Source organism: Bartonella bennetti, assembly GCF_045945445.1.
In the GTDB taxonomy this organism is placed as follows: Bacteria; Pseudomonadota; Alphaproteobacteria; order Rhizobiales; family Rhizobiaceae; genus Bartonella.
The window spans coordinates 302,551-323,721 of the sequence record NZ_CP174576.1; the positions used below are offsets into that span (position 1 = coordinate 302,551).

The following is a 21,171-nucleotide window of genomic DNA, read 5'->3' on the forward strand; positions in this document are numbered from 1 at the left end:
TAAACTTTGTTTCTCACAGAAGAGATAGAATATCTGAGAATTTTGGGGAGTATAACAAGACAATTACATTAATTAAGCGCAAAAGGTATAGGCTCGTATTAAAGTGTCCTTACAAGGTTAGTCTTTAATTTCACAAAAAAAATAGAAGAAGTTTAAATGATATAAGACTTCGATATTTGGCAGTGGATAGATTTTGTTTCTTTTAATATATCGGTTTATAGAACATAGTATTCAATCTGTATAGAGAACCGTAAACGATAAACAGAGTAAAAATGTGACTAGTCAACTTCATGTCTAGAAAGAAAAGAAGAGGATTATAAAATGAGTTTTGAATATTTAGTACATGTCGTATCCTGGTTGTACTTTCTTAATATAAGCATTAAAATTTTGCGTCCACTGTTTCGCTATGATTTTTAGAATTAGTGAAGAATATGGCAAAATAGATTTAAAGCCATTTGCAAACATATAATTGTCTCAAAATTATACAAAAAATAATTAATAAGAATTTACAACAGGAGGACGTAAAATTTCTTCTGATACAGTTCTGATCACGATTTCAGCAAATTTTTGCGCTTGTTCATTATTTTGTCCACTTACAAGAGCAGCAGCAATCGCGTCTTTACGCGCTTGATAAACAATTTTTCTTTTTTGTTGATCATTCATTTTGAAAAGACTCATTGTAACATTTGGGAAAGATATTGCTTTTTCTAACTGCATATCCTTTGTTGTATTCATTTGGTGAGAAAAAATCGTGCTATTAAGTACAAGGTGATAAGCTAATAAACTAGCTGCAAAGATAAATAGCAAAATCAGAATAATATTATGTCTGCGGAATTTGATCATTTTAAAATCCTAAGATTGTCACATATAAGATTGCATCTAAATTACATAATTTTTTAATTATAATTCTATGTCTACTATTTTGGAAGTAATATATAAAAAGCATATATTATTCTTTTAAAATAAAATTCAATTATATTTTTATGTGAATGTGTATTTAAAAATATTGATTGCAATGTGTAATCTTTTGAGCACTAGTCTTTGTTATTGAATGCAAAATTTCAGTTTATATTATCACGATAGAATTATGAAGTTAATATTAATGAAACCTTGATAATCTTGTGTTGTAAGTAATCGAATTTTCTCGGTGCTATTTTTTTCTAATTAAAATTTCTTATCATAAGATATCAATGATAAATGCATTATATTTTTTACTGTATAAAACAAAAAAATATAATCGAAATTTTAAAAAATCCTTCGCTAATATTAGAGATATCTTGAAATTATCTTAATATTTTCATTTTTATGACGTTTTTTAGCTTTTTTTCTCAATAAAATATATTTTCAAAATCATTATGGTTAGGGTTACGAATGTATTAGTGAAGAGAGAAAGAATGCAATTTTTAAAAATATTTTTAAGTACAGCATTTGCTGTATTTTTTGTGTTAAATATCAAAATAGCTCTTGCAGTAATTAGTATTGTAGATTCAGGTAAGAATTCAGAGGTTACTTCTTCTAATTCTAAGGTGCCTGTTCGTCCTTATGAGGATCTTATACAAAAAATTGCGATTAAGCATAAAGTTCCTATAAATTTGGTACATGCTGTTATCAGTGTTGAGAGCAATTATAATGCTCACACAAAAGGTTCTTCTGGTGAAATAGGATTGATGCAAATTAAACCGTCTACTGCGCGATGGTTGGGTTTTAACGGTCCTGTAAAAGATCTTTATGAGCCTGCAATTAATCTTGAATATGGTATGCGTTATTTGGCGCGGGCACATAAACTAAGTAGAGGAGATACGTGTCGTACAGTTCTTAAATATAATGCAGGTCATTCTGCAAAAAAAATGAATTCTATTTCAGCAAGATATTGCTCAAAAGTTAAAACATATTTAGCTTCATTAAAACAGTAATGTGCTTTGTAAGTGGTTTACTTATTTTGACAAGACTTATAAAATATCTTTTTGTTGCTATTTTCACTTTATGAAAAATATTGTATAAATAAGAAGTCAGTCGGCTGGGCAGTCGCGCCTATTCAGTATTGAAAAGTGATAGGTGAGGAAAGTCCGGGCTCCGTGGAAAAGCGATGCCGGGTAACGCCCGGCGGGGGTGACCCTAGGGAAAGTGCCACAGAAAGCAAACCGCCTATTTTAATAGGTAAGGGTGAAAGGGTGGGGTAAGAGCCCACCGCACACTCAGTAATGAGTGTGGCAAGGTAAACCCCATCGGGAGCAAGACCGAATAGAAATGATGCGCAAGGTTTGACTTGCAGCCAATTTCCAGGCGAGTCATTTGGGTAGGTTGCATGAGGCGGATGGTAACATTCGTCCTAGATGAATGGCTGCCATGTAAAGCGTAAGCTTTACTAACAGAACCCGGCTTATAGGCCGACTGATATTTGATATATAATAAAAAAGATTACATATATTTTGATAAAAGCGCGTATTTTTGTTTTTGGAATTTTTACGCTCAAAAATAAAGCATTTTTTAAAAAAATTATAATATTTTGTTAAGTATTAATAAGCCAATGTGTAGAGTGATTCAGCTTTAATTTGATTTGCTTTTTGTAGTAAAAATGAGAGTTAAAGTTTTGGCATATGATGATGCCATATGTGATCGATGGCTACTGAATTTGGAAAAACATAGATCAAGATGAGGCATTTTGAGAAGGCAGGATAGTGGAGCTGAGCGCCATATTCCAGTATTGTTGCAGTCAGTATTAGCTGGGCTTGCACCATTAGCTGGAGCAAAAGTGATTGATGGCACTTTTGGTGCTGGAGGTTATTCATGTGCTTTATTGAACGCAGGTGCAGAAGTTATCGCGCTTGATCGTGATCCTCAGGCAATTCGTGAAGGACAAGCACTTGTCGATCAATTTTTTCCACGTCTCCGTTTAGTTCAAGCAGAGTTTTCACAATTGGATCATATAGTGGAAGGGCAAGTAGACGCAGTTATTCTTGATATTGGTGTTTCCTCCATGCAACTTGATGAAGCCGAACGTGGTTTTTCTTTTCAAAAAGATGGTCCATTAGATATGCGAATGGCGCAGACTGGTTTTACAGCAGCTGATGTTGTTAATTATTTAAAGGTGGATGATTTGGCGCAATTATTTAAAACATTGGGAGAAGAGCGTTACGCAGTTCGAATTGCGCGGATGATTGAGAAACGTCGTTGTATTCGCCCTTTTTTGCGCACAATTGACCTTGCTCATGCTATTGAAGCTTTAATAGGAAGAAAACCAGGTAATCATATTCATCCTGCAACGCGTGTATTTCAAGCATTGCGCATTTATGTTAATAATGAGCTTAACGAGCTTGCATGTGGTTTATTCGCTGCTGAGCGCGTTTTAAAAGCAGGAGGACGCTTGGCAGTCGTTAGCTTTCATTCTCTTGAAGATCGCATGGTAAAAAAATTTTTATCTGCTCGTTCGGGTCATAAAAAGGGGTCACGTTATCTTCCTGAAATAAAATCAGTTCCAGCGACCTTTATTCCTTTGTTTAAAGGTGTGAAAACTGCAACTCAGGAAGAGTTACAGAAAAATCCTCGTGCACGTTCTGCAAGGTTGCGTATTGGTGTACGGACTCAGGAAGCTGCTATTGCAGCAGATATGAAATTATTTAGTTTGGCAGAAATTGCTCATTTTGAAGGCAGTAAGAAATGATAATTTTTCGCACATTCGATGTGATTTTAGTGGTGATTATGATTTGTATAGCGGGTCTTACTTATAAGGTAAAATATGATGTCCAAAAACAGATTGGTGAAGTGCATCGTATTGAGCGAGAAATTGCAGCAGAAAAAAATATGGTTAATTTGCTTCATACTGAATGGGCTGTAATGATTGATCCTTCACGAATGAAAAAACTTGCAGAACGTTACAAAAAAGAACTGAGTTTAGAGGTAATACAGCCACGTCAAGTTGTAAAATTAAAAGATATTCCAATGCGTTTACAAGATAAAATTGAAGAATTGATTAAGCAGAATACTTTGGAAGATGATGATAAAGCTTTTTTCACTGAGAATCATAGTGTTCATAGAAATAGTTTTGCTCAAAAAGGTGGGCGTTGATGGAATTATCGTTCTTATCTTCACAAAAGAAGAATTATTCAAATAATCAGTTGAAAATTTTACCTCCTTCTATGCGTCAGCCGTTTTCTAATCGTCCACGCTTGATTTTTGCTTTATTGTGTTTCCTTTTTCTTTACGGACTTATAGGGAAATGTCTTATTTCCTATGGGATTAAAGGTGGTCAAATTGAAGAAGCAAAAGGACCGTTGATAGTGCAACTAGCTTCTCGACCTGATATTGTTGATCGTAATGGGCGTTTATTAGCAAAAGATATTACAACTTATTCGCTTTTTGCTGAACCACGCCGTATTATTGATGTAGATGAGACGATCGAATTAATCTCAACAGTTTTGCCAAAACTGAATTTGCAGGAAATACATAAACGTTTAAAAAGGAATTCTGGTTTTTCTTGGATCCAACGTGGGTTAACTCCAACGCAAAAGGCGCAAATTATGGAACTTGGCATTCCAGGTATTGGTTTTCGTACTGAAATACGTCGTTTTTATCCAGGAGGATCTATAGCTTCACATATTCTTGGTATGGTTAATGTTGATAATCAAGGCCTAGCTGGCATGGAAAAATATATTGATGATAATGGATTGAGTATTCTTCGTGCTACTGGTCTTGCTACTGAGGAAACATTGAAGCCAGTGCAACTTTCGATTGATATACGGGTTCAGGCAATTGTGCATGATGAATTGATGGAAGCCATGAAACGTTATAAAGCAATTGCTGCAGGGGCTATTATTCTAAACATTTATACAGGTGAAGTTTTAGCGTTGGCATCAGTACCAGATTTTTCTCCTGCAAATCCTGTTGATGCTCTTAAAAGTGATCGCTTTAATCGGATGACTGCTGGAACTTTTGAAATGGGGTCAATTATTAAAAGTTTCACCACAGCAATGGCACTTGATTCAGGGCTTTTTCATTTAAACAGTATTATTGATGCTTCCCAACCAATTCAAGCAAGTCGTAATCATTTTATTCGTGATTTTCATGGGAAAAATCGCCTTTTAACATTGTGGGAAGTTTTTATTTATTCTTCTAATATTGGTTCTGCTAAAGAGGCATTGGCAATAGGAGTAGATGGACACCGCAATTTTTTAAAACGACTTGGTTTACTTGATCGTGTATCAACGGAATTGCCTGAAGTTGCTCAACCGATTTATCCCCATTATTGGAAGGACATCAATTCTATGACGATTTCTTTTGGACATGGCATGGCAACAACACCACTGCAAACAGCAGTAGCTGCTGCTGCTTTAATGAATAGTGGTTTGTTAATTGATCCTACATTTTTAAAGCGTTCTAAAAAAGAGGCTTTGAAATATGCCAAACAGATTCTCCATCCTCAAACAAGTCAAGATATGCGTTATCTTTATAAGTTAAATAGTGATATTGGTTCAGGCCGTAATGCAAAGGTAGTAGGTTATCGCATTGGTGGTAAGACAGGAACATCTGAAAAAGTTGAAAATGGAAAATATTCTAAAGTAAAAAACTTTAATAGTTTTTTAGCTGCTTTTCCTATAGATAATCCTTCTTATATTGTCTTAACAGTTATTGACGAACCTAAGCCTGAAGATGGAAAACATTCAGCAACAGCAGCGATGAATGCAGCTCCAATGCTTGCTAACATTATTCGCCGTTCAGCTATTTTTCTTGGAATAGAACCGGATCTTAAAAAAGAATATGAACCAATTATAGGAACAAAAAGCAATGTGAGGTTACCGAAAATAACAGTGAAAAACTAATATAAAGGTAAATAGCCATGCTGCTTGGAGAATTATTTATAGAGTGTATTAAAGATGATTATCTTGCCTCAATTGAAATTACAGGGATAAGTGCTGATTCTCGTCAAGTATTGCCAGGTTATGTTTTTGTGGCACTTAAGGGAAATCAAAAAGATGGTAGAGAGTATGTAAATGATGCCATAAAGCGTGGTGCACGGGTAATTATTACAGACAATAATTTTGTTTTTGAGAATTCATCTATTCCCGTTATTCATGTTTCGGATGTACGTCATAGATTAGCTATAGCAGCTGCCCGTTTTTATAATTCTCAACCTGAAATAATGGTTGCTGTTACAGGTACAAGCGGTAAGACATCGGTTGTGTCTTTTATTCGGCAGATTTGGGAATATGTTGGTTTTTGTGCTGCGAGTATAGGAACAGTAGGTGTTGTATCACCTAAACGTCATGATATTGGTTTTCTAACTACACCCGATCCAGTAATGTTACAGCGTTTATTATGTGAAATTGCTAATGATGAAGGTGTTACACATGCAGCCTTTGAAGCTTCTTCACATGGGATTGATCAATGTCGGATTGATGGAGTACGTTTAGCAGCAGCTGCTTTTACCAATTTAGGGCGTGATCATATGGATTATCACAGGTGCATAGAGGACTATTTCCATGCTAAGATGAGATTATTTAATACGCTTTTACCACAAGATGCGCCTGCTCTTATTTTTGCGGATGATGTTTATTCACAAAAAGTTATCGATATTGTTAGACAAGCTCACCGGAAAGTTTTGACAATTGGGCGCACAGGGAAATTCATCACACTGAATCGTGTTGAACATCAACGATTAAAACAACGTGTTGAATGTCGGATGGGAAATAATATTTATACATTTGATTTGCCACTTGCTGGCGATTTTCAAGTGGCTAATGCACTTATGGCTGCAGGTTTAGCCATTGCGACAAATGCACCTCCAGATATGGTTTTTCGCTCTCTTGAAAAATTACAAGGGGCACCTGGCCGTTTAGAATTGGTTGGAAAAACAAAAGATGGTGCACCTGTTTACGTCGATTATGCGCATAAGCCAGAAGCTTTAGAGCAGGTATTGCTTTCTGTTCGTCCTTTTACACAAGGGCGTTTAATTCTTGTTTTTGGTTGTGGTGGTGATCGCGATCAAGGAAAAAGAGCTTTGATGGGAAAAATTGCAGCAAATAAAGCTGATATTGTGATTGTAACTGACGATAATCCTCGCACAGAAGCACCAGAGAAAATTCGAAAAGATATTTTACAGGTAGTGCCCGAAGCAATAGAAATAGCAGATCGTGGTAAAGCAATTGATTATGCGGTGGGATTACTGAAAGCTGGAGATACATTAATTGTTGCAGGAAAAGGTCATGAAAATGGACAAATAATAGGGCGAGAGACATACCCTTTTTCAGATCGTTTGAAAGTGATTGCTGCTTTAAAGGAACGAGATAAATGATAGCTTTATGGGATAAACAGGCACTCATTTCTGCAATGGATGGTTTTACAGTTGGATGTTTACCAGAAGTTTTTTCTGGGATTTCTATTGATAGCCGAACTCTTGTAGAAGGTGATGTTTTTTTCTGTATTAAAGGGCACCATCTTGATGGTCATGATTTTGCTGCGCATGCCTATGCACAAGGTGCTGGAGTTTTGGTGGTTGCACAAAATCGTTTAGACGAAATGAAAGAAACAACAGCTCCATTGATTGTTGTTCCTGATGTTTTTCAGGCATTAGAAAAACTCGCGCAAGCAGCACGTAAACGTTCAAAAGCTAAAATTATAGCTATTACAGGCTCTGTAGGGAAAACAACAACAAAAGAAGCTCTTAAACAAGCACTTGAAACTGCAGGAAAGGTTCATGCTAATCTTTCTTCTTTGAATAATTGTTGGGGCGTTCCACTGACTTTGGCACGAATGCCTATAGATAGTGATTATGGTATCTTTGAAATTGGTATGAATCATAAAGATGAAATTCGTCCTTTAGTGAAGTTGGTTTGTCCGCATGTGGTATTAGTCACTCGTATTGCAGCTGGGCATATGGAATTTTTCAAAAATCTTGAAGAAATTGCAGATGCTAAGGCTGAAATTTTTGAAGGATTAGACAAAAACGGTATAGCTCTTTTAAACGCAGATGATCATTTTTTTTCTTATTTGCTTAAAAAAGCAAAACAATGTGGTGTGAACGAAATTCGGAGTTTTGGCCAGTCTAATTATGCTGATTATCAAGCGAAAGAGGTTTGTCTTTTAGAAAATTGCTCTTGTATGATTGTGAATCTTGGTCAGAAAGATGTGATGATTAAAATCGGTGCACCTGGTCAACATATGGTACAAAATGGTTTAAGTGTTCTTGCAGCTTGTGATGCGGTTGGTGCTGATTTGGCACGTGTTACGCTCGCTCTAGGTCGTTTTTCTCTTCAAAAAGGCCGTGGAGCTCTTTATAAGCTGTCCTTATCAAATGGTGGTATGTTTCGTTTAATCGATGAAAGTTATAATGCTAATCCTGCTTCTATGCGGGCTGCTCTTGATCTTCTTGCAACAGGACCAATAGGTGTAGACGGTAGAAGAATTGCTATTTTGGGTGATATGCTTGAATTAGGAGATCATAGTGAAAAATTGCATCGTGATTTGTTAGAACCCATACGTGTTTCTGGTGCTGATTTGGTTTTTTTGGTTGGTAAAGAAATGAGAGCTTTAGCTAGTGATCTTTCTGCTCATATTACTGTTTATCATGCTCAAGATATTGAAGAAATTTTTCCACTTGTTTTTTCAGAAATTTCAAATGGAGATCTTATTATGATTAAATCATCTCATCGTATTTATTTATCAAATATTGTGAATGAAATTCTTAGTCGCTATAAAGTAATTTCTTTATAATTTTTTAGGTTTTTTCACTATGATGCTATTTTTTTCCTTGCTGAATGATTGGATTCCAGGTGTTAATGTTTTTCGGTATATTACTTTCCGAACCGTTGCAGCTATCTTAACATCAGGTTTGATTGTTTTCTTGTTTGGTCCAAGTATTATTGCTTTTCTTAAAAGTCGGCAGGGGAAAGGACAACCAATTCGAGCTGATGGTCCTCAAACTCACTTTAAAAAAGCTGGAACACCTACTATGGGTGGATTAATGATTTTAATTGGTATTATGGTATCCGCATTTTTATGGTGTGATTTATTAAATATTTATTTTTGGGTATCGTTGTTTGTTATGCTTTCTTTTGGGATGATTGGTTTTTATGATGATTATCTTAAGGTGACAAAGCAAACGCATAAAGGTTTCTCTGGAAAAGCGCGGTTAAGTTTGGAATTTGTAATTGCTATCGTTGCTTGTTTTATTATTTTAGAAGTTGGCTCACCAAAATTAGCTTTACCTTTTGTAAAGGATTATTTTATTAACTTGAGTTGGTTTTTTATTCCTTTTACCGCTTGTGTTGTTGTAGGTACTGGTAATGCTGTTAATTTGACCGATGGTCTTGATGGGCTTGCTATTGTTCCTGTGATGATTGTCTCTTTATCTTTTGCATTGATTGCTTATCTGTCTGGCAATATGAATTTTGCTGATTATTTACAAATTCATTATATAGCGGGTACAGGTGAGTTAGCTGTTTTACTCGGAGCAGTTTTTGGTTCTGGACTGGGTTTTTTATGGTATAATGCACCTCCAGCGGCTATTTTTATGGGAGATACTGGTTCTTTGGCTCTTGGAGGGTTGTTAGGCGTTATTGCTGTCGCAACGAAGCATGAAATTGTTTTAGCTGTTATTGGTGGACTTTTTGTTTTAGAAGCGATGTCAGTTATTATTCAAGTGGGTTGGTTCAAACTAACGAAAACGCGTGTGTTCCTTATGGCACCAATTCATCATCATTTTGAGAAAAAAGGTTGGACAGAAAGTCAGATCGTGATACGTTTTTGGATTATTACGATTGTTTTAGCATTGATTGGTCTTTCAACACTTAAATTGAGGTGACCATCTTGATTTTCGTTGAGTGTTATAAAGGCCAAAAAGTGGCTGTATTTGGATTAGGAAAATCAGGAATAGCTACAGCAAAAGCTTTGATTTCTTGTGGTACAGAAGTAGTTGCTTGGGATGATAATTATTCTAGTGTGGAAGCTGCTTGTAAAGAAAATATTCCCACAAAGAATCTGTATCATGAGGATTGGTCAGAATTTGTTGCGTTGATTTTAGCTCCTGGGGTGCCTTTAATTTATCCAAGACCACATTGGGTTGTTGAAAAAGCACGTCAAGAGAATATCGAAATTATCGGTGATATTGAGCTATTTGTTCGTGCACGTAATCTTTTTTTACAGCAACATGGTTTTGATGACCAGGATGTTCCATTTATTGCTATTACAGGTACAAATGGTAAATCAACAACCACCGCTTTACTTGCTCATCTTTTAGAAAAAATGGGTTATGATGTGCAAATGGGAGGGAATATTGGAACAGCAATATTAACGCTTAAGCCATTTGTAAAGAAACGTATCTATGTTATTGAATGTTCATCATTTCAAATAGAATTAGCTCCTTCTCTTCAGCCAACTGTTGGTCTTTTGTTGAATTTAACACCCGATCATATCGATCGTCATGGTAGCTTTGAACGTTATGTGCAGATCAAAGAATGTGTCATTTCTAGAGCTTCTCGTGCTCTTATTTCAATTGATAGTTTGGTTTGTCGTGCTTTATATCAGAAGCTTTTCGATGAAGGTTATCAAATCGATCCGGTTTCTAAAGAGCATTTTGTGAAAAATGGTTTTTATGTAGAAGGGACAAAGCTTTTTTCTATTCGGCATGGGCAACATCGTTTGCTCGCAGATTTGGCAAATATAACTTCGTTACGTGGAAGTCATAATGCGGAAAATGCTCTTATGGCTTTAGCAACTTTGCAGATATTAAAAATTGCTACCTTAAACATAGAAGAGCATTTAGCAAGCTATTTAGGACTTGCACATCGAATGCAGCAGGTGTGTAAAATTGGATCTATTTTGTTTATTAATGATAGTAAGGCTACTAATGCAGAAGCCTCTATGCCTGCACTGGCTACTTTTAATAATATTTTTTGGATTGTTGGAGGGCAGGCAAAAGAAGGTGGGATTGATGCTCTTAAAGGATTCTTTTATAAGATTCGTAAAGCGTATTTAATTGGTAATGCGGCGGAAAATTTTGCACGCATTATTGGCTCTGCTTTTCCTTTTTCGATGAGTTTGACTTTAGAAAATGCAGTTCGCGAAGCGGTTAATGATGCAACCCGTGATATAAAGCAAGAATCTGTGATTTTGTTTTCTCCAGCTTGTGCAAGTTATGATCAATTTAAGAATTATGAGGTACGTGGGGAGACTTTTGTTTCTCTTGTTATGCAGTTAAAGAAGCAAGAATTGTAAAAAGTTATTTTACATTAGCAATCGAGAATCTTGGTGGATGTAATTTAAACTTTAAAGTGCTTATCAAAGATACTAGGAAAAGCATATTATTTTGTTTTAGATGCGATTATAAAAGGTACAGTGAAAATGATGATAACTCGTGCAGATCGAGGCCCAATCTCTAATTGGTGGTGGACAATTGATCGCTCTATCTTTACTGCTTGTTTGATCCTTATGGGAATTGGTATCATGCTATCTTTTGCAGCTAGTCCCTCTGTTGCAAAAAAAATTGGGATTTCTGATAGTTTTTATTTTGTTCGTTGGCATATTATTTTTAGTATTCTTGCATTTGTGACTGTGATCACTGTTTCTTTTTTTTCGCCTCGTAATATTCGTCGTTTATGTATTCTGTTATTTATTGCAACGCTCGTACTTATGATTGCAACTTTATTGTTTGGTCTTGAGTTAAAAGGGGCGCGGCGTTGGATTTCAGTGTTTGGTATTTCTTTACAGGCATCGGAGTTTATGAAACCGGCTTTTATTATTATATCTGCTTGGCTTTTTGCGGAGCAGGTACAGCGTAAAGGTGTTCTTATTTATATATTGGTTATTGCACTGTATGTGATTTGTTGTACGCTTCTTGTTTTGCAACCAGATATTGGTCAAACACTTTTAATAAGTGCAACATGGGGTGGCTTGTTTTTTATTGCAGGTGTGCCTCTTATTGTCGTTTTTTTATTTCTTATTTTAGGTATTTTAGGAGGCTTTTTAGCTTATTTTTTTGTTCATCATGTACGTGAACGTATCAATGGTTTTTTAACAGGGGAAGGTAATACATTCCAGGTTGATGTAGGACGTGAGGCTATTTTAAATGGTGGATGGTTTGGTCGAGGTCCTGGTGAGGGGACGGTGAAACGTATTATTCCTGATAGCCATACAGATTTTGTATTTTCTGTTGCAGCTGAAGAATATGGTATTGTTTTTTGTTTATTGATTACAGCACTTTTTGGTTTTATTGTTATCCGCTCTTTTTATATAGCATTAAACACTCGTGATATATTTACACGTTTTGGTATTACTGGCATAGCAATGATAATTGGTTTTCAATCAGCCATTAATATGGCAGTTAATCTTCATCTAATGCCTCCAAAGGGTATGACGCTGCCATTTATTTCTTATGGTGGTTCATCTATGGTAGCGATTGCAATTTCGATAGGTATTTTACTGAGTTTGACACGCCGTTGGCCAGAAGCGCGTATTTCCACTTTTCTTTCAACTTCTGTTCCGGATGCTGCTGATGACGCATAAGAAAGTTATTGTTTTATCTGCTGGTGGTACAGGTGGGCATCTTTTTCCTGCTGAAGCGCTTGCTGTTGAACTGAGAGAGCGTGGATATGATGTTCATTTGATGACAGATAAAAGAGCTAAGCGTTTTGTACGCCATTTTGATGAGGAACACGTTCATATTATTTCATCAGCAACTTTTATAAGACGTTGTCCTTTTGGATTTATAAAAACATTTTGGTATTTGCTGAAGGGAATGTTTCAGTCATGGATGCTTTTTTGTAAATTGCGGCCTGTTCTTGTTGGTGGGTTTGGTGGTTATCCAACCTTTCCACCAGTTTTAGTTGCTACCTTAATAGGATATAAGACATTTATTCATGAGCAAAATGCTATTATGGGACGTGCTAATAGATTATTGGCATCTAGGGTTAATGCTATTGCCGGTGGTTTATTATCGGCGAACAGTGTTTATGCTCATAAAACATTCATGACAGGTAATCCTGTTCGTAAGGCTATTCTTCAAGCCGCAAAGATTCCTTATTGTCCTTCTACAGGCGAACAACCATTTCATTTTTTGGTTTTTGGTGGGAGTCAAGGAGCAGCTTTTTTTTCACAAGTTGTTCCTGGAGCAGTTGCTTTACTTGATCAAAATATACGGAAACGTTTACGCATTGTTCAGCAGGTTTATGATGAAACCATAGATCTCATGAAAATTTATCATGATATTGGAGTACAGGCAGAAATTGCACGTTTTTTTGATAATATGGCTGAACATATTGCTCAATCCCATTTTATTATGTCACGTGCTGGTGCTTCAACAGTTTGTGAAATAGCTGTAATTGGTCGGCCAGCTTTATTTATTCCATACCCTTACGCTCTAGATCACGATCAAGCAGAGAATGCGGCTAAACTTTCTAAAGTAGGAGGCGCGCAGATTATAGTAGAAAAAAATTTAGATACGCAAATACTTGCTTCTCTCTTGACAAAAGTCTGTTGTGAGCCACACTTATTGGAAAAACAAGCGCTATCTGCGAAAAAAGTTGGGCAACCTTACGCAACCGTTATTTTGGCAAATATGGTTGAGGCATTGATTCTAGAACGATCATTATTAGATATTAAAAAGGAGTTTTTCGATGAAAATGCCGCTTAATATTGGCCTTATTCACTTTGTAGGAATTGGAGGTATAGGTATGAGCGGGATTGCTGAAGTTCTTCATAATCTTGGTTATAAAGTTCAAGGATCCGATCAAACTTATAATGCAAATATTGAGCGCTTACAGAATAAGGGAATTAATATTTGTATAGGGCATCGTGCTGAAAATTTAGGAGCAGCAGAAGTTGTTATTATTTCTACTGCCATTAAGAAAACAAATCCTGAATATATTGCTGCCCAAAAAAGGCACTTACCCGTTGTTAAGCGTGCAGAAATGCTTGCTGAGTTAATGCGTTTTCGTCGGACAATCGCTATTGGTGGTACACATGGAAAAACAACGACTACGTCAATGGTAGCTGCGCTTCTTGATGCAGGTCGTTTTGATCCGATAGTCATTAATGGTGGTATTATCAATGCTTACGGGACCAATGCACGTATGGGAGACGGGGATTGGATGGTGGTTGAAGCTGATGAAAGTGATGGGTCATTTTTAAAGTTGCCGGCTGATATAGCTGTTGTTACGAATATCGATGTTGAGCATTTAGATCATTATGGCAATTTTAATGCCGTACGTGAGGCTTTTCGGCAGTTTGTAGAAAATGTGCCTTTTTATGGTTTTGCCGTTATGTGTCTTGATCATCCAGAAGTTCAGACGTTAGCTAGTCGTATACATGATCGTTGGGTGATTACGTATGGTGCAAATCCACAAGCAGATGTCCGTTTTCTTAATCTTTCGATGGAAGGCCAAAAAGCGTGTTTCGATATTCTTATTCGATCACGAAAAACAGGCGAAAAAATTGAAATTAACAATTTGATTTTACCGATGTCGGGGAAGCATAATGTTTCTAATGCTACTGCAGCGATTGCTATTGCACATGAACTCGGCATTTCACCTGAAGCTATAAAAAAAGGATTAGCAGAGTTTGAGGGTGTAAAACGGCGTTTTACGAAAACAGGGAATTGGAATGGAGTTGAGATATTTGATGATTATGGGCATCATCCAGTCGAAATAAAAGCAGTTTTGCATGCAGCACGTGAGAGCGCAAAAGGAAACATCATTGCGGTTATACAACCACATCGTTATACGCGCTTATATCATTTGTTTGATGATTTTTCTACTTGTTTTAATGATGCTGATACAGTGATGATTACACCGGTTTATGCAGCTGGTGAAGAGCCAATAGCTGGTTTTGGTTCTAAAGAATTAGTCGAGCATATTCAGATGGCTGGCCACCGCGATGTGCGTCTGATTAATACTTTGGAAGATGTTATTTCTATTGTATCTACATTAGCTAAATCTGGTGATTATGTGGTTTTTCTGGGTGCTGGTAGCATCACACAATGGGCTTATGCATTGCCCAATCAATTAGTGGTACTTGATAACAATGATAAATTTTCAGCCAATTGATGGTGAAGGCCTGTTAAAGAAATTACAGCCAGCGTTACGTGGTATACAGGGCAAATTAACACCCAATGTCGATATGCGTAAGGTGACATGGTTTCGCACTGGTGGACTCGCTGAGATTTTTTATGAACCTTCTGATGAAGCAGATTTAGTTTTATTTTTTCAATCTTTGCCTGAATCCATTCCTGTAACGATTGTGGGGATTGGCTCTAATCTTTTGGTACGTGATGGGGGTATCCCTGGTATTGTTATTCGCCTTTCAGCAAAAGGTTTTCGGCAGTTGAAGCAAGTGTCATCGAAGCGCTTTTTGGTTGGTGCTGCGGTAGCGGGTAAGCATTTAGCAGCAGCAGCTTTAGAAGCGGAGCTTTCTGGTTTTCATTTTTATCATGGTATTCCTGGTTGTTGTGGAGGAGCATTAAAAATGAATGCTGGAGCTAATGGTGTTGAAACTGCTGAGCGTGTTGTTGAAGTTTATGCCCTTGATCGTAAAGGACAACGCCATATATTGAGTGTGAACGATATACATTATTCTTATCGTTGTTGCGATGTTCCTGATGATTTTGTTTTTATTGCTGCCTTATTGGAAGGAGAGCAAGGGAATAGAAATGATATTCGTACGGCTATGGATGAAGTTGCTCTTCATCGGCAGAAGGTGCAACCTATTCGTGAAAAAACAGGGGGATCCACTTTTCGCAATCCTGTAGGGACGTCTGCGTGGCGTGTTATTGATGAGGCAGGGTGCCGTGGCTTAAAGATTGGTGGTGCTCAAATGAGTGAAATGCACTGTAATTTTATGATTAATATCGATCAAGCAACAGGTTATGATCTTGAAAAATTAGGTGAAACAGTACGTGCTCGTGTTTTTGCTCATTCAGGGTATTTATTACAGTGGGAAATACAACGTATTGGCCAATTTGAACAAGGTCGTATAGTCTCTTCTTTAAATCAGGATAATTGATTTTTTATATAATTAAAAAATTGAGTCATTTCAAAGAGATAAGAAAAAATTTCTATTAAAAATCAATAAATTAACAGAGAAGCTCTTGCATCAAGCTCTTGAGTCTGATTCATTAGGGCAAATGCTAGGTTATTGATTCGCAAAGATAAATCTAGTTCTTTCCTATATATAGTATTTTTTATTTTTATATATTCTGTATTTAGTATATAAAGAAGGATAAGTTGTTATGAAAGGTAAGCATATAGCTGTGTTGATGGGAGGGCTTTCATCAGAACGGTCTGTAAGTTTATCTTCTGGTTCTGCTTGTGCTGATGTTCTTGAATCTCATGGCTATTATGTAACTCGTGTAGATGTTGATAGCCGTATTGCTTCTATTCTTGAGAAATTACAACCACATATCGCTTTTAATGCATTGCATGGCTCATTTGGTGAAGATGGATGTATTCAAGGCATTCTTGAATACTTAAAAATTCCTTATACGCATTCTGGAGTGATGGCGTCAGCATTAGCAATGGATAAAGGACGGGCAAAAATTATTGCTGCTAGTGTTGGTGTTCCTGTTGCTCCTTCTTATACGATGAGTCGTTTTGCAATTGGATCAAAACATCCTTTGGAGCCACCTTATGTAATTAAACCTGTGCATGAAGGATCAAGCTTTGGCGTTATTATTGTGAGTGGCGATGAAGCATTTCCACCTCATAATATTGCAAGCTCTGAGTGGATGCATGAAGATGAGGTAATGGTTGAAAAATATATTCCTGGTCGGGAGCTTACTTGCGCTGTTTTAGGTAATGAAGTTCTAGATGTCTGTGAAATTATACCTGATCAACATTTCCAGTTTTATAATTATGATTCAAAATACAAGTCTGGTGGTTCTATTCACATTTGTCCTGCACAACTTTCATTAAATATTTACCAAAAAGTGCAAAGAATATCTTTAGCAGCACATCAAGCGATAGGTTGTCGAGGTGTTAGTCGTTCTGATTTTCGTTTTAATGAAGAAACGGAAGAACTGATTTGGCTTGAAATTAATACGCAGCCTGGTATGACGCCAACCTCTCTTGTGCCGGATATTGCAAAAGCAAGTGGTCGTACTTATAGCGACATTGTTAAATGGATAGTGGAGGACGCGTCATGTATGCGTTAAATGTTGGTAAAATAGGAATTTTTAGGGGGCTATCAGTGCCAATTTTCCCACGTTTTTATCGTCGTTTTTTCCGATTTATATTGCAATTTTTATTTGTTGATATTCATGTGCCGCGTTATTTTGGCTCTTTTGCTGTTTTTTCTTTTTTCTTGCTTTCCTTATTTTATGGAATTGTTTTCAGCGGACATATGAACAAAATTATAAGACTTGTGACATTGAATTTTGGTTTCGTGATTACTCATGTCGATATGAGTGGCAATAAAAATATGACGGAACAATATGTTGTAAAGCTTTTAGGGCTTGATGGTTATCCATCAATTATTAGCTTTGATGTGGATAAAGCACGTTCTACTTTAGAACAACAGATTTGGGTTCAATCAGCTGATATTCGGAAAATTTATCCTAACCGAATATGTATTTCAATAGTAGAGCGTGAGCCATATGCAATTTGGCAACATGATGGTGTAATGGATGTGATTGATGATACAGGGAGTATTATTTTACCATTTCAGGCAGGCTTAGTTCAGAATTTACCACTTGTTGTTGGGCAGGGAGCGCAAAATGCAGCTAAGTTGTTTATTCAGTCGTTATCAACATATTCGCAATTTCGTAATCGTATTCGTGCTTATGTGCGTGTAGGTGATCGGCGTTGGGATATTTTTTTAGAAAATGGGGTCCGTATTATGTTGCCTGAACAAGGCGCTATTGAAAGGCTTGTTGCTCTTATTGAGACGAATACGGCAAAAGATCTTTTTTCTCGCGACGCTTTAAGCATTGATTTACGTCTTTCTGATCGAATAACGATTGCTTTATCAGATGAAGTGTTAGCACGGCATCGTGCTACGGTAATGGAAGAAGAACGTATTTTAAAGGAATTAAGAGAAAGGAGTATATGATGTTTTTGAAATCACATCATGGGAGGGGGCGCAAAACGCGTTTTCTAACAGTTCTTGATGTGGGTTCAAGTAAGGTTGTTTGTCTTATTGTTTGTTTACGTCCTTTGAAGTATCCGCAACATTTACATGGTCGTACACATTTTATGGAAGTCTTGGGTTTTGGTGTACAGCGTTCGTGTGGAATTAAATCTGGTATTGTTATGGATATGCTTGCAGCGGAGCAATCAATACGTTTAGCTGTTAATGCTGCAGAAAAAATGGCTGGTTTGGTGGTGGATTCAGTTATTGTAAATTTTTCCTCACACCGATTAAAAAGTACTTTTGTTAACGGTACAGTACATTTGGGTGGGCGTGAAGTTACTGCACGTGATATGCGTATGGCATTGGCAAATGTTTCGCGTAAAGCTTTTGATGCTGAACGGCATATTATGCATTCAGTTCCGGTATCTTATGTATTGGATGGGGATAAAGGAATCTCTGATCCTATTGGAATGGTAGGTGAATTATTTGGGGTGGATGTGCATGTTGTGACGGCAGAAACAGCATCTTTACGTAATTTGGAAGCTTGTATTAATCGTGCTCATTTAAGCGTTGAGGCGATGGTCGCAACACCTTTTGCGAGTGGTCTCGCAGTTTTGATTAATGATGAGGCACGTTTAGGAGCTGCATGTATTGATTTTGGTGCTGGAACAACAACATTTTCAATATTTTCTGAAGGAAAGTTTGTTCACGCAGGTACACTTGCAGTTGGTGGGCACCATATAACTCTTGACGTTGCACGGGGATTATCTATGTCTATTGAAGAAGCAGAGCGTTTAAAAGTTAAATATGGTTCAACACTTTCAGAAAGTACTGATTCTCATCATATGATTAATGTTGCTGAAATTGGGAATGAGCAAACTCAATATCCATGTGCAGTTCTTGGTCGTATTATTCGGGCGCGTGTTGAAGAAATATTAGAAATGATTCGTGATTGTTTGAATTGTTCTGGGTTCAGTCATATTGTTGGTAAGCGTATTATTTTAACTGGAGGAGCAAGCCAGTTAACTGGGTTGCCAGAGATGGCTCGTAATATATTAGGAAGAAATGTTCGTATAGGGCGGCCTTTAGGTGTTTCTAGGCTTCCTGCTCCTGCAAAGGGAGCGGCGTTTTCATCTGCCGTTGGATTGTTAATCTATCCGCAACTAGCGGGTTTTGAAGAAAAAATAATTCACACGACAGTGAGACAGTTATCAACCGGCACAGGTGGATATTTTCAACGTGTTGGTCAGTGGTTGCGTGAGAGTTTTTAGTAAGTCTATTTGGGTATTAATTTTCATCGCTTTGGCTTGCGGTGTTTTATGAGAAGGAAAAAAACATGACAATTAATCTGCACCGGCCAGATATCGCGGAATTAAAGCCACGTATTACCGTTTTTGGTGTTGGCGGTGGTGGCGGAAATGCCGTGAATAATATGATAAATGCTGGCCTTCAGGGGGTTGACTTTGTTGTTGCTAATACAGATGCACAGGCTTTAGCTATGTCAAAAGCTGAACGTGTGATCCAACTTGGTGCAGCAGTAACAGAAGGTTTAGGTGCTGGTGCTTTACCAGAAGTTGGTCAGGCTGCTGCCGATGAATGTATCGATGAAATTATCGATCATCTTGCAGATTCTCATATGGTTTTTATTACAGCGGGTATGGGTGGAGGTACGGGAACCGGAGCTGCACCTGTTGTGGCTAATGCAGCGCGTGAAAAAGGTATTTTGACTGTTGGTGTTGTGACGAAACCTTTCCAATTTGAAGGTGCACGTCGGATGAAGACGGCAGAAGCTGGCATAGAAGAGCTACAAAAATCGGTTGATACCTTAATTGTTATTCCGAATCAAAATCTTTTTCGTATTGCAAACGAGAAAACAACATTTTCTGATGCCTTTGCTATGGCTGATCAAGTTCTTTATTCTGGTGTTGCTTCTATTACGGATTTGATGATTAAAGAGGGACTAATTAACCTTGATTTTGCAGATGTTCGCTCTGTTATGCATGAAATGGGTCGTGCAATGATGGGAACTGGAGAAGCGTCTGGTGATGGACGTGCTTTAGCTGCTGCTGAGGCTGCTATTGCAAATCCATTGTTAGATGATACTTCTATGCGTGGGGCTCGCGGCCTTTTGATTTCCATTACGGGTGGTCGTGATATGACCTTGTTTGAGGTGGATGAGGCGGCTAATCGTATTAGGGAAGAAGTTGATGCTGATGCAAATGTTATCTTTGGTGCCATTGACGATGAGTCACTTGAGGGTGTTATTCGTGTATCGGTGGTTGCTACTGGTATTGATCGTGAAATTAATGATGTAATACAGCCTACACATCCTAAATTTCATCGGCCTGCAGCTTCAATGCGTAAAAATGATGGTGGAGTAACGCAGACTACTTCTCAGTCATCATCATTGCGTTCTGAGGCAATGGTGGAAGTTATAGAAGCGCTAGAAGTAGAAATGAAACAGCCAATTGAAGAGCCATTTTGCCCCAAAAGTCAATTTTTTGTGCAGAGTGCAGATGCATATACTCCGCGGACTGTAAATACCGCTCCTTATGGGCAAAATGTACATGGAAAGACATCAAATGCATTACGTATGCAAGTTGGTTGTGTTTCTCAACAGCCTGTGGCTAAAGCAATGAGTATGGAAGCAACAGCACATGTTCTTGATGACAAGACTGGAATTGCAGAACAGAAGAAAAAACAAGCGCAAACGCAACCTTATTCGATGCCAGTGCGTATGCCTGAGTTAAAAGATTTTCCATCTTCTGTTCGTACTCAAAGTGCAAATTTTTCTAGTATCGATCAAGGACCACGTAATCTTTGGCAGCGTTTGAAACAAAGTTTGACGTATCGTGAAGAAACTGAACCAGAAGCTCGGTTAGAGCCTGCTGTCAATTCTTCTTCGGATAAAAATTTTCATATTTCTAGTGCAAATTCTCAGGAATTATCTCAAGATATTTCTGTTTATATGCCGCGTCACTCTACTGAGTTACAGCAACATGCACCGCAAGATCAAAACATTTGTGCCAATGAAGAGGATGAATTGGAAATACCAGCATTTTTGCGTCGTCAAGCAAATTAATGTATAGAAAAATTAAAAGAAGAAAGCTCTATATTTCT

Annotated in this window: 17 protein-coding genes and 1 other RNA gene; 17 read left to right on the plus strand and 1 reads right to left on the minus strand. The window is 37.3% G+C overall.

Features of this window, described 5'->3' with window-relative positions:
• Positions 1–495: 495 nt before the first annotated feature.
• Entirely contained in the window at positions 496–843 is a 348-nt protein-coding gene (locus tag ACJTDF_RS01185) for a hypothetical protein (RefSeq protein ID WP_407965791.1), read from the minus strand.
• A gap of 551 nt (positions 844–1,394) precedes the next feature.
• Between ACJTDF_RS01185 and ACJTDF_RS01190 the strand changes: the two genes are divergently transcribed.
• The 17 genes from ACJTDF_RS01190 (at position 1,395) to ftsZ (ending at position 21,133) form a co-directional block, all read left to right on the plus strand.
• Entirely contained in the window at positions 1,395–1,913 is a 519-nt protein-coding gene (locus tag ACJTDF_RS01190) for a lytic transglycosylase domain-containing protein (protein WP_407965792.1), read from the plus strand.
• Between the two features lie 96 nt (positions 1,914–2,009).
• Positions 2,010–2,399: RNase P RNA component class A (rnpB, locus tag ACJTDF_RS01195), an RNA gene on the plus strand.
• A gap of 263 nt (positions 2,400–2,662) precedes the next feature.
• Positions 2,663–3,661, plus strand: coding sequence for a 16S rRNA (cytosine(1402)-N(4))-methyltransferase RsmH (rsmH, locus tag ACJTDF_RS01200; RefSeq protein ID WP_407965793.1), 999 nt, complete (start codon positions 2,663–2,665; stop codon positions 3,659–3,661).
• Entirely contained in the window at positions 3,658–4,065 is a 408-nt protein-coding gene (locus tag ACJTDF_RS01205; RefSeq protein ID WP_407965794.1) for a hypothetical protein, read from the plus strand. Before rsmH ends, ACJTDF_RS01205 begins: the two co-directional genes overlap by 4 nt.
• Positions 4,065–5,816, plus strand: a complete 1,752-nt coding sequence (locus ACJTDF_RS01210; RefSeq protein ID WP_407965795.1) for a peptidoglycan D,D-transpeptidase FtsI family protein — start codon at positions 4,065–4,067, stop codon at positions 5,814–5,816. Before ACJTDF_RS01205 ends, ACJTDF_RS01210 begins: the two co-directional genes overlap by 1 nt.
• 17 nt (positions 5,817–5,833) lie before the next feature.
• A complete protein-coding gene (locus tag ACJTDF_RS01215; RefSeq protein ID WP_407965796.1) occupies positions 5,834–7,288 on the plus strand; it encodes a UDP-N-acetylmuramoyl-L-alanyl-D-glutamate--2,6-diaminopimelate ligase in 1,455 nt (484 codons plus the stop codon).
• A complete protein-coding gene (gene murF, locus ACJTDF_RS01220) occupies positions 7,285–8,706 on the plus strand; it encodes a UDP-N-acetylmuramoyl-tripeptide--D-alanyl-D-alanine ligase (RefSeq protein ID WP_407965797.1) in 1,422 nt (473 codons plus the stop codon). Before ACJTDF_RS01215 ends, murF begins: the two co-directional genes overlap by 4 nt.
• A 19-nt stretch (positions 8,707–8,725) precedes the next feature.
• The gene (mraY, locus tag ACJTDF_RS01225) at positions 8,726–9,796 is read left to right on the plus strand and encodes a phospho-N-acetylmuramoyl-pentapeptide-transferase (RefSeq protein ID WP_407965798.1); all 1,071 of its coding nucleotides are present in this window, start codon (positions 8,726–8,728) and stop codon (positions 9,794–9,796) included.
• A 5-nt stretch (positions 9,797–9,801) separates the two neighbouring features.
• Positions 9,802–11,208 (plus strand): UDP-N-acetylmuramoyl-L-alanine--D-glutamate ligase, encoded by a 1,407-nt coding sequence (gene murD, locus ACJTDF_RS01230; RefSeq protein WP_407965799.1) that lies wholly within the window; start codon positions 9,802–9,804, stop codon positions 11,206–11,208.
• 129 nt (positions 11,209–11,337) lie between these two features.
• Complete coding sequence (locus ACJTDF_RS01235; RefSeq protein WP_407966195.1) at positions 11,338–12,495, plus strand: FtsW/RodA/SpoVE family cell cycle protein; 1,158 nt, start codon at positions 11,338–11,340, stop codon at positions 12,493–12,495.
• Positions 12,485–13,621, plus strand: coding sequence for a UDP-N-acetylglucosamine--N-acetylmuramyl-(pentapeptide) pyrophosphoryl-undecaprenol N-acetylglucosamine transferase (locus ACJTDF_RS01240; protein WP_407965800.1), 1,137 nt, complete (start codon positions 12,485–12,487; stop codon positions 13,619–13,621). Before ACJTDF_RS01235 ends, ACJTDF_RS01240 begins: the two co-directional genes overlap by 11 nt.
• Positions 13,605–15,032, plus strand: a complete 1,428-nt coding sequence (gene murC / locus ACJTDF_RS01245; protein WP_407965801.1) for a UDP-N-acetylmuramate--L-alanine ligase — start codon at positions 13,605–13,607, stop codon at positions 15,030–15,032. The genes ACJTDF_RS01240 and murC overlap by 17 nt, the downstream gene beginning before the upstream one ends.
• Positions 15,010–15,987: a UDP-N-acetylmuramate dehydrogenase gene (gene murB, locus ACJTDF_RS01250; protein WP_407965802.1), complete on the plus strand. Its 978-nt coding sequence runs from the start codon at positions 15,010–15,012 to the stop codon at positions 15,985–15,987. Before murC ends, murB begins: the two co-directional genes overlap by 23 nt.
• A 226-nt stretch (positions 15,988–16,213) precedes the next feature.
• Positions 16,214–17,134, plus strand: coding sequence for a D-alanine--D-alanine ligase (locus tag ACJTDF_RS01255; RefSeq protein WP_407965803.1), 921 nt, complete (start codon positions 16,214–16,216; stop codon positions 17,132–17,134).
• Positions 17,122–18,030, plus strand: a complete 909-nt coding sequence (locus ACJTDF_RS01260) for a cell division protein FtsQ/DivIB (RefSeq protein WP_407965804.1) — start codon at positions 17,122–17,124, stop codon at positions 18,028–18,030. Before ACJTDF_RS01255 ends, ACJTDF_RS01260 begins: the two co-directional genes overlap by 13 nt.
• A complete protein-coding gene (gene ftsA / locus ACJTDF_RS01265) occupies positions 18,027–19,322 on the plus strand; it encodes a cell division protein FtsA (RefSeq protein ID WP_407965805.1) in 1,296 nt (431 codons plus the stop codon). The genes ACJTDF_RS01260 and ftsA overlap by 4 nt, the downstream gene beginning before the upstream one ends.
• A 65-nt stretch (positions 19,323–19,387) precedes the next feature.
• The gene (ftsZ, locus tag ACJTDF_RS01270; RefSeq protein WP_407965806.1) at positions 19,388–21,133 is read left to right on the plus strand and encodes a cell division protein FtsZ; all 1,746 of its coding nucleotides are present in this window, start codon (positions 19,388–19,390) and stop codon (positions 21,131–21,133) included.
• The last annotated feature ends 38 nt before the right edge of the window (positions 21,134–21,171 follow it).

Bases quoted from the DNA above. Each gene is read 5' to 3' on its own strand.
- ACJTDF_RS01240 (WP_407965800.1), top strand. From the start codon at position 12,485: ATGACGCATAAGAAAGTTATTGTTTTATCTGCTGGTGGTACAGGTGGG.
- ACJTDF_RS01255 (WP_407965803.1), top strand. From the start codon at position 16,214: ATGAAAGGTAAGCATATAGCTGTGTTGATGGGAGGGCTTTCATCAGAA.
- ACJTDF_RS01215 (WP_407965796.1), top strand. From the start codon at position 5,834: ATGCTGCTTGGAGAATTATTTATAGAGTGTATTAAAGATGATTATCTT.
- ACJTDF_RS01185 (WP_407965791.1), bottom strand. From the start codon at position 843: ATGATCAAATTCCGCAGACATAATATTATTCTGATTTTGCTATTTATC.
- ftsZ (WP_407965806.1), top strand. From the start codon at position 19,388: ATGACAATTAATCTGCACCGGCCAGATATCGCGGAATTAAAGCCACGT.
- ftsA (WP_407965805.1), top strand. From the start codon at position 18,027: ATGATGTTTTTGAAATCACATCATGGGAGGGGGCGCAAAACGCGTTTT.
- murF (WP_407965797.1), top strand. From the start codon at position 7,285: ATGATAGCTTTATGGGATAAACAGGCACTCATTTCTGCAATGGATGGT.
- murB (WP_407965802.1), top strand. From the start codon at position 15,010: ATGATAAATTTTCAGCCAATTGATGGTGAAGGCCTGTTAAAGAAATTA.
- murC (WP_407965801.1), top strand. From the start codon at position 13,605: ATGAAAATGCCGCTTAATATTGGCCTTATTCACTTTGTAGGAATTGGA.
- ACJTDF_RS01205 (WP_407965794.1), top strand. From the start codon at position 3,658: ATGATAATTTTTCGCACATTCGATGTGATTTTAGTGGTGATTATGATT.
- mraY (WP_407965798.1), top strand. From the start codon at position 8,726: ATGATGCTATTTTTTTCCTTGCTGAATGATTGGATTCCAGGTGTTAAT.
- ACJTDF_RS01190 (WP_407965792.1), top strand. From the start codon at position 1,395: ATGCAATTTTTAAAAATATTTTTAAGTACAGCATTTGCTGTATTTTTT.
- ACJTDF_RS01260 (WP_407965804.1), top strand. From the start codon at position 17,122: ATGTATGCGTTAAATGTTGGTAAAATAGGAATTTTTAGGGGGCTATCA.
- ACJTDF_RS01210 (WP_407965795.1), top strand. From the start codon at position 4,065: ATGGAATTATCGTTCTTATCTTCACAAAAGAAGAATTATTCAAATAAT.
- ACJTDF_RS01235 (WP_407966195.1), top strand. From the start codon at position 11,338: ATGATAACTCGTGCAGATCGAGGCCCAATCTCTAATTGGTGGTGGACA.